The following is a 12841-nucleotide window of genomic DNA, read 5'->3' on the forward strand; positions in this document are numbered from 1 at the left end:
TTCTTGCTCGACACAAGTTGATCTACCAGGAGTCCCGTTCCCACTATCCAGCAGGGGTTGACCCGCCGATCACAGCCCTAACGCAACGGCGTTGACGCACAAGTAGTGGCCTCCACGCGAGCCGGAAACCACTACTTCGGCGATCGAGCGCGATCATGGCCGGGCGACGCGGGCGACGCGGGCGACGCCGGGCGACGCGGGCGGCGCGGGGCGGTGCGTCAGCCGTGTCGGGGCGGTGTGGTGGGATGGGAGCGATGAGCGAGGAGACGAAGGACGAGCGGCCCAGCTACGAGCAGGCCCGCGCCGAGCTGGCGTCGGTGGTCGAGCGGCTGGAGGCGGGCGGCACCACGCTGGAGGAGTCGCTGGCGCTCTGGGAGCGCGGCGAGGAGCTGGCCGGGATCTGCCAGGCGTGGCTCGACGGCGCCCGCGCCCGCCTCGACGCCGCCCGTCGGGACTCCGCCGACTCCTGACGCCGCCGGCCCGCCCACGTAACCACCGGCCCGCTCGCGTGACCGCTGGGCCACCGGAGCTGGCGGGGCGGCCGGAGCCGCCCCGCCGCCACGCTCAGTCGAACAGGTTGTAGAACTCGGCGGGCGCTTCCACCACCTGCTCCGCCGACGGCTTCTGGGCCGGAGTGGCGTTGCCGTAGTCGGCGTACGTGATCCGGATCTCCTGGGCCGCCGACTGCCCGGCCGCCGGGATCTGGACCACCAGCTCACTCAGCCGGCCCTGCGGGTCCAGCTTCGCGGTGAACGGCACCGACCGGGCCTGCGGGCCCAGCGCGGTGATCACCGCGGGGTCGAGCGAGCCGGCATCCGCCGCCTTCGACACGTCGAGCGTGCCGGCGTACGTGCCGTCGCCGGTCCGGCGTGCCTCGGTGATGCCCTGGGTGAGGACGGCGCTGCCGGCCGGGTCGACCTGGTCGAAGTCGAAGGCCAGGTTCCGGTTCCCCTGGATGCGGGTCTGGTCGAGGTGCTGGTACTTGCCGAGGTTGAGATTCTGCCGGCCGGGCACGCTGTCGGCGGCACGGCCACCCAGGTCAAGCTTCACCCAGCTGTCCGGCTTGATGTGGATGAGGTCGAGCGTCATCGACAGGTCATCGGTCGGGCGGCCGAGCGACACCTTCATCTGAGCGCTCTGGCTCGGCTCGTGGACCTGTCCCTCGGCGGTGGAGCCGCCGCCGGACATGGTGAACCGGAAGTTGCCGTTGCTGATCTCGCGCGTCGAGTCCAGGAGCGCCTGCTTGGCGTCCCCGGCGTTTCCGGCGTTCCCGGTGGCCGGAGCGGACCCGGACGCGCTCGTGGACGGGGTGGCGGACGAGCCGGCCGGCGTGGTTCCGTCGGCGTTGCAGGCGGCGAGACCGGGTACGAACAACGCGGCGGCCACCAGGCCGGCGCTGAGGCGTCGAACAGTCATTCGTGTCTCCCAGGTGGGTCACCCGGCGCGCCCCGCGGCGGCCGGTACCGGGCGGCGCACGCCACCACCGGCCGCGCCGCGCGAGCCACGTCCGGCTGCGGGAGCCGGCCGGGCCGCACCCCTGTCTGTTCCCTGCCGCCGTCTCCCACAATCACCGGCCCGGTCCGGATCCCTCGGACGGTGGACCGACCGGGAGAACGCGGCGAGGGGCGGCCGGAGCCGAGATCACCCGCGCGGCGACGCAGGGGGACCGATCAGCGCAGTGCCCCGGCCAGCGCCCGCAACTCGTTGTCCCGCGCGTCGCCGACCACGATCACCGTCCGGTCCGGTTCGAGCAGCACCAGCGCCTGCTCGTTGCCCCGGGCGGTGTACCGCTGCCAGGCGCGTCCGCCGAGGTCGGTCTGGCCCTGCGGCTGCCCCTGGTCGGTCAACTCGGTGGGCAGCAGCCGCTCCGGCGGCACGCTGCTCTGCACCACCTGGGCTCCCCGGCCCTCGGGGGTCACGTAGCCCAGCCGCAGGGTCGCTCCGCCCTCGACCGTCCGGAAGTCGGCCCGCACCGTGCGCCACCCCTCGCCCAGACCGTCCGGCTGGCTCACCGGAAAGGCGCTCGCCGCCCGCGCGGCGTCCAGCGCGGGCGCCGGGTCGACGACCGACGGCTGGTCGCCGCCCAGGACGCCCCGGTAGAAGGCGAGCAGCAGGGCGATGGGGATCAGCAGCACGAGCAGCGAGATCGCCATGTCCTTCGGCGAGCGGTCCGACCGGGCCGCGTCCACCGCGGCGGGCGGCGCCGGAAGCTCCCCGGTCTCCGCCGCCCCGACCGGGCCGCCGGGCTCGACCAGGGCCGGCTCCCCGGACGGTACGGGTCGGCCCGGCTCCCCCGGGGGTGCGGGGTCGACCGGCGGCCGGCCCTCCGGCGGGGTGGTCTCGGCGGGTACGCGGTCGGCAGGCTGTGCGGGTTCCACCACGACATCTTCGCAGCCGCCCGACGAGACGTATTCAACCCATCGCCGCCCCGCCACCACGCACGGTCGGCGATCGTGTGAGGATCAGCGACAAAGCCGGCAGCGGCGACGCCGCGCCCTGCCGGGCCACCCCGCATCGTCGCGAGGAGGAGCCGTCATGACGAACACCAGGACGCGGACCCCACAGGACCTCGACCGCAACCTCGCCCTCGACCTGGTCCGGGTGACCGAGGCCGCAGCGATGGCCGCCGGCCGCTGGGTCGGCCGGGGCGACAAGGAGGGCGGCGACGGCGCCGCCGTCGACGCGATGCGCAAGCTGATCAACTCGATCCCCATGCGGGGCGTCGTGGTCATCGGCGAAGGCGAGAAGGACAACGCGCCGATGCTCTTCAACGGCGAGGAGGTCGGTGACGGCACCGGTCCCGAGGTCGACGTCGCGGTCGACCCGATCGACGGCACCACCCTGATGAGCAAGGGCATGCCGAACGCGCTGGCGGTGCTGGCCGTCGCCGAGCGCGGGGCGATGTTCGACCCGAGCGCCGTGTTCTACATGGAGAAGCTGGCGGTCGGCCCGGCGTACGCGGACGTCGTGGACATCAACGCGGGCGTGGCCGAGAACCTGCGGCGCATCGCGAAGGTGAAGGGCACCGACGTCTCCGAGGTCACGGTGTGCGTGCTGGACCGGTCCCGGCACGACGACCTGGTCGGGCAGATCCGGCGTACCGGGGCGGGCATCCGCTTCATCTCCGACGGCGACATCGCGGGCGCCATCGCCGCCGCCCGGGGCGAGTCCGACGTCGACGTGCTGATGGGCATCGGCGGCACGCCCGAGGGGATCACCGCCGCCTGCGCCCTCAAGTGCATGGGCGGCGTGATGCAGGCGAAGCTCTGGCCGCGTGACGACGAGGAGCGGGAGAAGGCCCTCGCCGCCGGCCACGACCTGGACCGGGTGCTCAGCACCGACGACCTGGTGACCGGGGACAACTGCTTCTTCGTCGCCACCGGGGTCACCTCCGGTGACCTGCTGCGGGGCGTGCGGTACAAGGCCGGCGGGGCGTACACCCAGTCGATCGTCATGCGCTCCAAGAGCGGCACCATCCGGGTGATCGACTCGTACCACCGGCTGGAGAAGCTGGCGCTCTACTCGGCGGTGGACTTCGACGGCCGCCCCCTCGCCGAGCAGGAGTGAGCTCCGCCGGGACGATGGCCCGGCCGACCCCGTCGGCGACCCACCGGCTCACCGGTGTGGTCCTCGCGACCGCCTCGGGCGTCGCCGTGGCCGTGCAGTCCCGGATCAACGGCGAGTTGGGCGTACGCCTGGCCGACGGGATCGCCGCCGCGGTGGTCTCGTTCGGCGGCGGTCTGCTGGTGCTGCTGGTGCTGGTCCCCGCCACCCCGCGCGGACGGCGGGGACTCGCCGCCCTGCGGCGCGCGCTCGCGGCCGGCACGCTGCGCCCCTGGCAGTGCCTCGGCGGGGTCTGCGGCGCCTTCCTCGTGGCGACCCAGGGCCTCACCATCGGCACCCTCGGCGTCGCCGTCTTCACGGTGGCCGTGGTCGCCGGCCAGTCGGGCAGCAGCCTCGCGGTCGACCGGGCCGGCATCGGACCGACCGGGCGCCAACCGCTTACCGCCCGGCGCCTGGCCGGTGCGGCCCTCACCGTGGTCGCCGTGGTGCTGGCGGTCGGCGACCGGCTCGGCGACCCGGAAGCGCTGGCGCTGGCCCTGCTCCCGCTGCTCGCCGGAGTGGCCATCGCCTGGCAACAGGCCGTCAACGGGCTGGTCGGGCGGGCGACCGGCAGCCCGCTGACCGCGACGCTCGTCAACTTCACGGTGGGCACGCTGGCCCTGCTTGTCGTGTTCGCGGTCGACCTCGCGGTACGCGGGTTGCCCGCCGGTTCGCCGCCGGCCGAGCCGTGGCTCTACCTGGGCGGGCTGATCGGAATCGTCTTCATCGCGGTCGCCGCCGCCATCGTGCGGTTCACCGGCGTCCTGCTGCTCGGCCTGGCCAGCATCGCCGGGCAGGTGGTCGGTGCCGTCCTGCTGGACCTGGTCCTGCCGACCGCCGCGTCCCACCCGGACGCGACCACGCTGCTCGGCGCGGCACTGACGCTGATCGCCGTCCTCGTCGCCGCCCGCCGGTAAGGAAGGGCCCCTTGTTAACGCCTGGGGTAGTAAAAGGGTCCCTTCCTAACACGTCACCGCTCGCCCGACGGCGACGGCGGACCGGACGGCACCGACGGGTACGGCGGGTCCGCGGGCGGGGTGAGCGCGGGATCCGCCAGCCGGGCCGCCCGGCGGGCCAGCCAGAGGCCCGGCAGGGTCGCCAGCACCGCCAACGTGACCGCCATCCACGTACGGGGCGGCACGGCGTAAAGCCAGCCGGTGAGCGGCAGGCCGGCGAGCACCACGGTGACCAGGACGGCGCGGAACATCTCACTCCACCAGCCGTCCCAGCCCCGCTGCCGGCCGTCCGGGCCCCGCTTGCGGATCCCGGCGACGAGGAGCATTCCGCTGACGATCAGCGCAGCGAGCGGCAGCACAAAGATCACCACCACCCCCGGCACGCTCAGATCGTCGGTCCGGTCCCACGCCAGGGCGAGCATGCCGGCCATCGCCGTCCCGGCCAGCGCCGCCGTCACCCCCCACACCCAGCTACCGCCGGAGCGGCGAACCGCGAGGTGCACGGCCACGACCAGCACCCCGCTGCCCAGGGTCAGTGCCAGGGCCAGGGCGAGCAGGACGTCGGTGCCGCGCTCGGTCGGGTCGCTCCCACCGAGCTCGGGCGGCGCGCCCCCGTGCCGTCCCGGGAACTCGTCGTGGGTTTCGAGGCCGAACCAGCCGGCGCGCTCCCACCGGCCGTCCGGATGCCGGATCGCGAAACCGTCCCGGCCGTTGGCGACGATCACGCTGTGCCCGCCGTCGGTGGCGAACACGACCGGATCGCGCGAGGAGAAGTGCCGGTCCGGGTCCCCGGGGTCGGGGTACCGGCGGGCGAGCGGCTCCCGCTGCGCATCCGAGATCTCCCACGCCGTCCGCCAGGACCGCCCTTTGTCGTCGCTCTCCTCCACCCGGAGGTGGCCGGCCACCACCCGGTAGCAGCGGTCACCCTCCGGGGTGCACCGGGGCGGCTCCGCGTCGTTCAGGCGCGCCGTCTCGCTCTTGTCGGCGAGACGCCAGGAGCCGGCTCCGGCATCGCCGACCCACCACCGCCCCGCGGCGGGCGTCTCCGGCCAGCTGTCGCAACATCCGGCGTCGATCGAGATGGCCGGCCGGCCGTCCAGCGCCGACGCTCCCAGCGCGTACGGGTAGTGGACGGCACTCGTGGCGGCGACCGCCAGCATCGCCGACGGGAGCAGGACGACGAGCCGGACGACCCGCACCGCCCGCACCCCTACCGGCCGACGGTGGGCCCGCGTCCAACTCCACCAGGCCAGCCCGAGCGCCGGCAGGGTGAGCAGGTCGGTCGGGTCCGCCCGGACCAGGGACGGGCCGGCGAGCGCGGTCCACGCCGCGGAGGCCACCTCGGCGGCGTACCCACTTGCTTTGACCAGCGCGAAGCCGGCACCCACCGACACCAGCCCGACCGCGGCGGCGGCCCGCACCGGCAGGCGCGGCGCCAGCAGCGTGAGCAGCACCGCGACCAGGGGCGGTGCGAGCACCAGGCCGGCGACGTCGCTGAGCTTGCCGGTCACCGGGCCGGGGATCGCCGGCTTCAGCAGGTGATCGTTGACGACGAGGACCACCAGCGCGAGCACCGTCGCCGGGTGGCCCAGCCAGGCCAGCGCCGCCGACGCCCCGTCGCGCGCACGAGCATCCATCGTCGTACGGTCGCAGCGCCGGATCTCGATGCGGCCACGACCCGGCGAAGATCAGGTCCCGTCGGAGGAGTGCCCCGGGAACAGGTGCGCCGTCGGGTCGATGGCCACGGCCGCGTTGTTGACGGCCGTGGCGGCCTCCCCGAAGCCGGTCGCGATCAACCGGACCTTGCCCGGGTACTCGGTGATGTCCCCGGCGGCGAAGACCCGCGGCAGGTTGGTCCCCATCGTGCTGTCGACGACGATGTGCCGGCGGTCCAGGCGCAGCCCCCACTCGGCCAGGGGGCCGAGGTCGGCGGTGAAGCCGAGCGCCGCGACGACCGTGTCGACCGGCAGCAGCTCGGCCGCGCCGCCCCGTACGGTGATCTCGGCGCCGGTCACCGTGGCGTCGCCGTGCAGCTTCGTCACCTCGGCGTTCACGATCACCCGCACGGGCAGGGCCAGGACACGGGCGACGGTGGCGGCGTGCGCCCGGAACTTCTCCCGCCGGTGCACCAGGGTCACCGAGCGGGCCAGCGGCTGGAGCGTGAGGGCCCAGTCGAAGGCGGAATCGCCGCCGCCGACGATGAGGACGTCCCGGCCGGCCAGCTCGGCCGGCTGCGGTACGAAGTAGACGATGCCCGCGCCGACGAAGTGGTCCGCGACCGGCAGCGGGCGGGGCGTGAAGCTGCCCAGCCCGCCGGTGATCAGCACGGCCCCGCAGGCCAGTTGCTCGCCCCCGGCGAGGCCGAGCAGCGGCCGGCCGTCGGCGTACGAGAGCTTCTCCGCCCGGGTGCCGAGCAGGTAGAGCGGGTCGAAGGGGGCGGCCTGGGCGACCAGGTTGGCGACCAGGTCCCGGCCTTTGATCGAGGGGAACCCGGCGACGTCGTGGATCAGCTTCTCCGGGTACATCGCCGTGATCTGGCCGCCGGGTTCGGGCAGCGCGTCCACCACCGCCACCGAGAGCCCTCGGAATCCGGCGTAGTACGCCGCGAAGAGGCCGGTGGGGCCGGCCCCGATCACCGCGACATCGACCTCGCGCATGGGCGTACCGTCGCTTTCCGCTCACGGATCAACGGGTGCTGATTCCCGACGGTAGAGGCGACGGCGCGGCCGGGCAAGGACGTCCCACGGATCACGGTCGTGGGGTCGGCCCAGGTCAGGGGAGGGAGAGCGTCGACTCCGAGTGGTACGGGCCGCCGACGTCGGGCCGGCGCCGGCGGAAGATGATCGCGGCGACGATCCCACCCAGCAGCCCGAAGAGGTGGCCCTGCCAGGAGATCTGCTCGTCGGTCGGGAGGATGCCGACGAGCTGCCAGCCGTAGAGCAGGCCGACGAGCAGGAAGACCGCGAAGTTCCACCAGCTCCGCTCGACGATCCCCCGGGTGAGCAGGATCCCCAGGTAGCCGAAGATGACGCCGCTCGCGCCGACCACCACCGAGTTGGGTGAGCCGGTGAAGAAGACGCCGAGACCGCTGACCAGCACGATGATCAGCGTGGACCAGAGGAAGCGGCGGGCACCCGCCGCGAGCACGAAGGTGCCGAGCAGGATCAGCGGGATGCTGTTGCTGTAGAGGTGGTCGAAGCCGTGGTGCAGGAACGGCGAGAAGAAGATCCCGTCGAGGCCCTCGATCCGTTTCGGGATGATGCCGGCGGTCGGGTCGAGCGCGAGCGCCAGACCCTGGTCGGCGGCCTCGATGAGGAACAGGAACGGCACCACCGCGCACATGGCGACGAAGGCCCGGCCGAGCGCCGCGTAGAACGCTTCGGTGCCGAACCGGTTGGGGTCGCCGCTTCCCGGCAGGAGGCTCACCTGTCAACAGCTATCAGGTGACGGCGAATGCCGCCACCCGGGCGGGGACCCGGGGGCCGACACGGCGGCGGCGGGGTGTGATCGAGCACACCCCGCCGCCGACCGTCGATCAGTACCAGCCCACGTCCTGGGAGTGCGCCCAGGCCTTGCACGGGGTGCCGTACCGGCCCTTGATGTAGCCGAGGCCCCACTTGATCTGGGTGGCCGGGTTGGTCTGCCAGTCGTCGGCGACCGAACCCATCTTGCTGCCGGGCAGGGCCTGCGGGATCCCGTACGCGCCCGACGAGGAGTTGCGGGCCTTGTGGTTCCAGCCGCTCTCCTTCGTCCAGAGCTTGTCCAGGCAGGGGAACTGGTCGATCTCGAAGCCCGCGTCGATCATCAACGCGCAGCCGGTCTCCCGGTTGCCGCTGTACTCCTCGCAGGACGACGGGATCGGTCCGTCGTACGGCTTGCTCTCCTTGGCGGCCGTCGCCTCGGCGGCCTTGGCGGCCGCCTCGCGGGCCTTCTTGCGCGACGCCGCGGCGGCCTCGGCCCGGCGCTTACGCTCGGCGGCGGCCTCGGCGGCCGCGGCGGCTCGCAGCTTCGCCTGGTACTCGGCCGCCCGCTCCTTCGCGGAGTGCACCGGCCGGACCTGCTGCCCGGCCTGCTCGACCGCGACGCCGACCTGCGCGTGCTGGCCCTGATCCCGGTCGTCGCCAAGGTAGAAGCCGCCGGCGACGCCCACGGAGAGCAGCGCGACAGCGGCCGTACGGGCACCCAACCGGCTCCACAGCCGACTCACGAAGTGTCCCTTCGTCGGGGGCAAGGACACGGCGCGGTGCGCACCCGGGGTGGGTGGTAGCCGCGCCGTGAGCGCCCCGACCACGGGGGTCGCCACCGGCGCACCCGGTGTCGCCGGCGCCGTCCTCCGAACTGGGACGAACGATCACCGGCGATCTTCTTGGTGCGCGAGCGCTCGTGGGACACGATCGCGCACAGTGAGGCTGATGGGAAATGGTGGAGGGCAATTGTGATCTGCACCACACCTAGAATATGTATCCATCGGGTGAAAACGGGCGTCAGATGGCATTGTCCTCAAGAAGATCCGTCACCATCGCGGCGATCGGCGACCGCTCCGACCGGGTGAGCGTCACGTGCGCGAAGAGCGGATGGCCCTTCAACGCCTCGATCACCGCCGTCACGCCGTCATGCCGCCCGACCCGGAGGTTGTCCCGCTGCGCCACGTCATGGGTGAGCACGACGCGCGAACCCTGACCGATCCGGGACAGCACGGTCAGCAGCACGCCACGCTCCAGCGACTGCGCCTCGTCGACGATGACGAAGGCGTCGTGCAGGCTGCGCCCCCGGATGTGGGTCAGCGGCAGCACCTCGAGCAGACCGCGGGAGGTGACCTCCTCGAGGACGTTCTCGTGGATCACCGCGCCGAGGGTGTCGAACACCGCCTGCGCCCAGGGCGACATCTTCTCCGACTCGGACCCGGGCAGGTAGCCCAGTTCCTGCCCACCGACGGCGTACAGGGGGCGGAACACGACGACCTTCCGGTGCCGGCGACGCTCCATCACCGCCTCCAGCCCGGCGCAGAGCGCCAGGGCGGACTTGCCGGTGCCCGCCCGGCCACCGAGCGAGACGATGCCCACGGTGTCGTCCAGCAGCAGGTCGAGGGCGATCCGCTGCTCGGCGGAGCGGCCGTGCACGCCGAACGCCTCACGGTCGCCCCGCACCAGCCGGACGGTCTTGTCGGGCAGGACGCGGCCGAGCGCCGAGCCCCGGGTCGAGTGCAGCACCAGACCGGTGTGGCAGGGCAGGCCGGCGGCGGCGTCCACGTCCAGCGTCTCACCGGCGTACAGCCGGCCGATCTGCTCCTCGCTCAGGTCGAGCTCGGACATGCCGGTCCAGGTCGGGTCGGTGGCCTGACCGTGCCGGTACTCGTCGGCCCGCAGGCCCACGGAGGCCGCCTTGACCCGCAGCGGCATGTCCTTGCTGACGAGCGTGACCTCCCGGCCCTCGGCGGCGAGGTTCAGGGCCACCGAGAGGATCCGGGCGTCGTTCGACTCGGTGCGGAAGCCGGGCGGCAGCACCCCGTCGTCGGTGTGGTTCAGCTCGACGCGCAGCGTGCCACCGTGGTCGTTGGCGGGCACCGGCCGGTCCAGCCGGCCGTGCCGCACCCGCAGCTCGTCCAGGAGCCGCAGCGACTGGCGCGCGAACCAGCCCAGCTCCGGATGGTGTCGCTTGCCTTCGAGCTCGGAGATGACCACCAGCGGGAGCACCACCTCGTGCTCGGCGAACCGGTGGAACGCCGCCGGGTCGGCGAGGAGCACCGACGTGTCCAGGACGAACGCCTGGCCGGCTGGTCGGGGCTCCTCGGCGCCGGGGGACGAGGCCGCCGCGCGGCGGCTCCGGCTGGTGCGGCGGGTCGTGGCAGTCGCGGCCGGGGTTTGATCGGCACCGGCGGGCGTACGGCGAGTCGTCACAGGCCTGCTCCGGCGGATGGGCACCCGCCACCCGCGTTCCGCCTCCTCCGGTGCCCGGGGGACACGGGGTCGGATGCGGGCCCCGTGCGCGAGGTCGCAGACCGGGCTTGCCGGCTGGCCCGGGACAACCCCGTGCCATGCCTAGACGCTAGCGGCGCCGGCCCCTCCCGGCTAGAGGGCGGACGTGGATCTTCCACGTCCGGGGTACGTGACCGGTGGCCGGGCGTGGCGGCGGGCCGGCCGGGATGCATACCCCCTGCGCGCATCCCGGCCGGCGGGACCAACGTCACCGGTCTGACCTGGCCCCGACGGTGCGTGTCCGCCGCGGACGACGCACCGCGCCATCACGTACCGGCCGGCGGGTCTCGGGTCCCCGCCGGCCGGGCTCAACCGGTCCGCCGCACCAGCGCGCCGGTCGGCTGCCGTCCGGTGACCGGGGCGGCGGCGGAACCGGTGTACGTGGTGCCGGGGCGGACCACCGTGCCGGTGACCCGGGTACGGCTCGCGGCACCCGCCGGGGGCGGGCCGGCGAGTGCGGAGGCGATCGCCGCCTGAGCGTCCCGGCGGCGCCGGTTCCAGGCCCCACGGTCACCGTCGAAGTAGCCCTGCCGGTAGCCGAAGCGGTAGCCGATCCGGTAGCTGAGCTGACCGTGCAGGCGGCCGGCGGCGTAGCTGGTGGCGGCCAGGACGAGGACGAGGAAGACGGCGAGGAATGGACTCATCCGGCCGCTCCGGACCGCCGTGCGTGTGTGCTCATCGTTCCTCCGGCTCGACCGGGGTGGGATCGACGACGAGGAGCCGGTCGAGGTCCTCCGTGCTGACCTCCTCGACCAGCTCGACGCTGATCCGGCACCCGTCCAGGACGACCTCGGCCACCGAGGCACGGCGGATCTCGCCGCCTGCGTCGTAGACGCGGACGCTGAGCTCGGGGCAGCCGAGATGGGTACGCCAGGCGTTCCACTCCGCCCGGTCACCGACACTGAGGGAGAGGTAACGGCAGCCGCGGGCCAGATAGAGGCGCCATGGCGCGCTCAGTCCGGCGGCGACGCCGTCGGCGATCAGGGCGAAGGCCTGCGCCCGGGTGGCGAGTTCGGTCACCGCGTCCCCCTCGTGCCGGAGATGTCACGCATATGAGCACTCATCGTCTCCTGCACGTGACACACCGTAGAGTGTCCCATGGACGTGACAGTATCAGCTTTTCGTCTGATTACCCCCGCACCTAAGTTTATCTATTCTGCCCAGGTGACACCCCTCAGAAGCGGACCCGGATCGTTTACCGGGAATGTGAAACGGCCGTCACGTTCGCGTGACAGCCGCGTGCCAGGCCGTCCGGCGGCGGCCGGATGGTCGTACGGTCACCAGGTGACCGAGACGGCCAACGCACGGAAGATCGCCTTCGCCACCTTCGTCCGCCGCGCGCTCGACGAGGCACGGGCCACCCGGGCGTGGAGCGGCACCGAGGTCTCCCGACGCACCGGAGTCTCCAGGCAGACGATCAACCGGTGGGTCCGTGGCGACTGGGCCAGCGACCCGGAGGCCGAGCGCGTCGTGGCGTTCTGCGAGGGCCTGGGTCTCAACCCGGCGGCCGCGTTCGCGGCGCTGGGCTGGGACCGGCGGACCACGCCGCGCAGCGCTCCGAACCCACCGCCGATGGATCCGGACGTGGAGGCGCTGCTGCGCCGGCTGGTGGACCCCAACGTGTCGGACGCGGAGAAGTTCCACATCCGCGAAACCATCCGCTATCTCGCATACCGCCCGACTCTCCCGGTCGATGTCCGAAAGCGAGGTAAACAAGCCGGGTAGTTCCTCAGATGGCGAAAGAACGGCAGGTCAGACTCATTCGTTTCGCTCCCGGGCTCGGATCGGCACGCTAGCGTCCGTATTCGTACTGCTTGGGCTCGTCGTCGGCGGGGGGACGGGACAAGGCCGAACCCAGCCCTGCGGGACAGAAGGAGGGGTCTGTCCATGACCCTGAAGTGGTTGGCAGTCATGGTCGCCACCGTGTCCTTGACACTGTGCGTGACCGGGAACGCGGTGACCCTGGTGGTGAACGGCGGGCAGCTTCCGGTGCTCGTCAACCTCCTCGCCCTCACCGCCGCCGGCACCGCAATCATCCTGGCCGTGCTCGCCGATCTGCACGACCGGCTCAACGACCGGGTCAGCGCGCTCACCGAGTTCCTGGTGGCCCGGCTCAACGAGATCGAGACCAGCGCCGGCGACCGGAACAGCGGATTCGTGGAGGGGTACCTGCTCAGCCACGGCCAGGAGGCCGCCGTCGTTCCGTTCGGGCGCCGGGGACGGGGAGCTGCCGAACGCTGAGCGCGACTGGCCGGCCCGCGGGTCGCACCGTCTCGAGGCCGGGTGGAGGGGTTCCGCACGGCCGGG

The 12841-nt window shown here is 72.9% G+C and carries 14 protein-coding genes; 5 read left to right on the forward strand and 9 right to left on the reverse strand.

Going from position 1 to position 12841, the window contains the following annotated elements:
- Window positions 1-254: 254 nt before the first annotated feature.
- Entirely contained in the window at window positions 255-470 is a 216-nt protein-coding gene (locus ABTW87_RS08595; protein ID WP_350649878.1) for an exodeoxyribonuclease VII small subunit, read from the forward strand.
- A gap of 94 nt (window positions 471-564) precedes the next feature.
- On the opposite strand, the gene ABTW87_RS08600 is transcribed toward ABTW87_RS08595, so the two are convergent.
- Entirely contained in the window at window positions 565-1416 is an 852-nt protein-coding gene (locus ABTW87_RS08600) for a hypothetical protein (RefSeq protein ID WP_350649880.1), read from the reverse strand.
- 254 nt (window positions 1417-1670) lie between these two features.
- Window positions 1671-2378: a DUF4245 domain-containing protein gene (locus tag ABTW87_RS08605; RefSeq protein WP_350649882.1), complete on the reverse strand. Its 708-nt coding sequence runs from the start codon at window positions 2376-2378 to the stop codon at window positions 1671-1673.
- Between the two features lie 157 nt (window positions 2379-2535).
- Here ABTW87_RS08605 and glpX point away from each other — a divergent pair, with 157 nt between their 5' ends.
- Complete coding sequence (gene glpX / locus ABTW87_RS08610; RefSeq protein ID WP_350649884.1) at window positions 2536-3567, forward strand: class II fructose-bisphosphatase; 1032 nt, start codon at window positions 2536-2538, stop codon at window positions 3565-3567.
- A 14-nt stretch (window positions 3568-3581) separates the two neighbouring features.
- Window positions 3582-4520, forward strand: a complete 939-nt coding sequence (locus tag ABTW87_RS08615; protein ID WP_350650279.1) for a DMT family transporter — start codon at window positions 3582-3584, stop codon at window positions 4518-4520.
- Window positions 4521-4573: 53 nt separating this feature from the next.
- On the opposite strand, the gene ABTW87_RS08620 is transcribed toward ABTW87_RS08615, so the two are convergent.
- The 7 genes from ABTW87_RS08620 to ABTW87_RS08650 form a co-directional block, all read right to left on the reverse strand.
- On the reverse strand, window positions 4574-6196 hold the full coding sequence (locus ABTW87_RS08620) for a hypothetical protein (protein WP_350649886.1): 1623 nt from the start codon (window positions 6194-6196) through the stop codon (window positions 4574-4576).
- Window positions 6197-6247: 51 nt separating this feature from the next.
- Entirely contained in the window at window positions 6248-7216 is a 969-nt protein-coding gene (locus ABTW87_RS08625; protein WP_350649888.1) for an NAD(P)/FAD-dependent oxidoreductase, read from the reverse strand.
- 115 nt (window positions 7217-7331) lie between these two features.
- Window positions 7332-7985 (reverse strand): rhomboid family intramembrane serine protease, encoded by a 654-nt coding sequence (locus ABTW87_RS08630; protein WP_350649890.1) that lies wholly within the window; start codon window positions 7983-7985, stop codon window positions 7332-7334.
- A 109-nt stretch (window positions 7986-8094) separates the two neighbouring features.
- Window positions 8095-8766 carry an aggregation-promoting factor C-terminal-like domain-containing protein gene (locus tag ABTW87_RS08635; protein WP_350649892.1) on the reverse strand — a complete coding sequence of 224 codons (672 nt, stop codon included), beginning with the start codon at window positions 8764-8766 and terminating at the stop codon, window positions 8095-8097.
- 277 nt (window positions 8767-9043) lie between these two features.
- Window positions 9044-10456 (reverse strand): RNA 5'-3' helicase PhoH2, encoded by a 1413-nt coding sequence (gene phoH2, locus ABTW87_RS08640; protein ID WP_350649894.1) that lies wholly within the window; start codon window positions 10454-10456, stop codon window positions 9044-9046.
- A 386-nt stretch (window positions 10457-10842) separates the two neighbouring features.
- Window positions 10843-11178 carry a hypothetical protein gene (locus tag ABTW87_RS08645; RefSeq protein WP_350649896.1) on the reverse strand — a complete coding sequence of 112 codons (336 nt, stop codon included), beginning with the start codon at window positions 11176-11178 and terminating at the stop codon, window positions 10843-10845.
- Window positions 11179-11209: 31 nt separating this feature from the next.
- Window positions 11210-11554 (reverse strand): hypothetical protein, encoded by a 345-nt coding sequence (locus ABTW87_RS08650; protein WP_350649898.1) that lies wholly within the window; start codon window positions 11552-11554, stop codon window positions 11210-11212.
- A gap of 264 nt (window positions 11555-11818) precedes the next feature.
- Here ABTW87_RS08650 and ABTW87_RS08655 point away from each other — a divergent pair, with 264 nt between their 5' ends.
- Together ABTW87_RS08655 and ABTW87_RS08660 are read left to right on the forward strand one after the other, a co-directional pair.
- A complete protein-coding gene (locus ABTW87_RS08655) occupies window positions 11819-12259 on the forward strand; it encodes an XRE family transcriptional regulator (RefSeq protein WP_350649900.1) in 441 nt (146 codons plus the stop codon).
- Window positions 12260-12421: 162 nt separating this feature from the next.
- The gene (locus ABTW87_RS08660; protein WP_350649902.1) at window positions 12422-12775 is read left to right on the forward strand and encodes a hypothetical protein; all 354 of its coding nucleotides are present in this window, start codon (window positions 12422-12424) and stop codon (window positions 12773-12775) included.
- Window positions 12776-12841: the final 66 nt, after the last annotated feature.

Source organism: Micromonospora sp. NPDC126480 (genome assembly GCF_040302465.1).
In the GTDB taxonomy this organism is placed as follows: Bacteria; Actinomycetota; Actinomycetes; order Mycobacteriales; family Micromonosporaceae; genus Micromonospora.

Bases quoted from the DNA above. Each gene is read 5' to 3' on its own strand.
- ABTW87_RS08620 (WP_350649886.1), bottom strand. From the start codon at position 6,196: ATGGATGCTCGTGCGCGCGACGGGGCGTCGGCGGCGCTGGCCTGGCTG.
- ABTW87_RS08660 (WP_350649902.1), top strand. From the start codon at position 12,422: ATGACCCTGAAGTGGTTGGCAGTCATGGTCGCCACCGTGTCCTTGACA.
- ABTW87_RS08615 (WP_350650279.1), top strand. From the start codon at position 3,582: ATGGCCCGGCCGACCCCGTCGGCGACCCACCGGCTCACCGGTGTGGTC.
- ABTW87_RS08645 (WP_350649896.1), bottom strand. From the start codon at position 11,178: ATGAGTCCATTCCTCGCCGTCTTCCTCGTCCTCGTCCTGGCCGCCACC.
- ABTW87_RS08600 (WP_350649880.1), bottom strand. From the start codon at position 1,416: ATGACTGTTCGACGCCTCAGCGCCGGCCTGGTGGCCGCCGCGTTGTTC.
- ABTW87_RS08595 (WP_350649878.1), top strand. From the start codon at position 255: ATGAGCGAGGAGACGAAGGACGAGCGGCCCAGCTACGAGCAGGCCCGC.
- ABTW87_RS08625 (WP_350649888.1), bottom strand. From the start codon at position 7,216: ATGCGCGAGGTCGATGTCGCGGTGATCGGGGCCGGCCCCACCGGCCTC.
- glpX (WP_350649884.1), top strand. From the start codon at position 2,536: ATGACGAACACCAGGACGCGGACCCCACAGGACCTCGACCGCAACCTC.